1 pseudogene is annotated in these 1,013 nt (G+C 80.1%); it reads left to right on the top strand.

The window, feature by feature from the left end:
- Positions 1-12: 12 nt before the first annotated feature.
- Positions 13-1,013 (top strand): annotated as a pseudogene (locus E1211_RS32140) (hypothetical protein); the annotation flags it as partial.

Genomic DNA, 1,013 nt, shown 5'->3' with positions numbered 1-1,013 from the left:
CAGCCGGGCTGGGTGCCCGAGCCGGACGAGGAGCCGGCACCGCGCCGCCACGACGGCGGCCGGCCGCCCGGTGCCGAGGGCCGGCTGCCGACCGGCGGCCGGCCGCGCTACCCGTGGGGTCACGCGCCGGAGCAGAACCGGCGTCCGGACGAGTTCCGCCACGACCCGCCACGGCACCCCGACCACGCCCGCCACCCCGATGACGTACGCGGCCCGCGTTACGACGACCGGCCACGCTACGTCGACCGGCAGCAGCACGAGGACCGGCCGCACTACGACGACCGGCCACGCTACGAGGACCGGCCGCACTACGACGACCGGCCGCGTTACGACGATCGGCCAGGCTACGACGACCGACCGCATCGCGAGGAGCGGCCGCGCTACGAGGATCGGCCGCAGCGCTCCGCCGGGCGGCCCCGGAACGACGACGAGCACCTCCGCCGCCCCGACCACGATCGCCACGGTCACCCGCGTCGCGAGGACGACCGTCCGTACGACCGCGGCGGGCCTCCGCGCCACGAGGACGACCGGCGCGGGCAGCCCCGCGAGGCGGCCGGTCACGCCGATCCGTACGCCGACCGTCGTCCACGCGAGGAGGCCCGGCCGGAGCCGTACCGGGAGACACGGCCACGCCCGGAGCACGACGCGGGAGCGGCGCCCCGGTCGAGCGGACCGGCGCGCCCCGCCCATGACCCCGGGCTGCGCGGCGAGCCGCGACCGGACCAGCGCCGACCGGTCGAGCCCGACGTGCCGGCCCGTGGTGCCGGCCGGCAGGAGCTTCCACCCCGGCACGACGACCCGCGCCGGGCGCCGGGGCGGCCCTACCCGCCGGCCGCCGGCGCACCGGCCCGGAACGTGCCGATGTCCGGCCCACCCGCGCCACCGTCGAGCGGCCGACCGGCGACGCCCCCTGCTGCCGGCAGACCGCACCCGGCGCCGGTGCCACCGACGCCCGCCCCGCCGGCGCATCCCGCTGCCCCGCGGCCCGCCGGGCCCGACCGACCGATCTCGCC

Origin of the sequence: Micromonospora sp. 15K316 (genome assembly GCF_004348525.1) — a bacterium.
Lineage (GTDB): Bacteria > Actinomycetota > Actinomycetes > Mycobacteriales > Micromonosporaceae > Micromonospora.
This window is presented reverse-complemented; position numbering and strand designations above follow the sequence as displayed.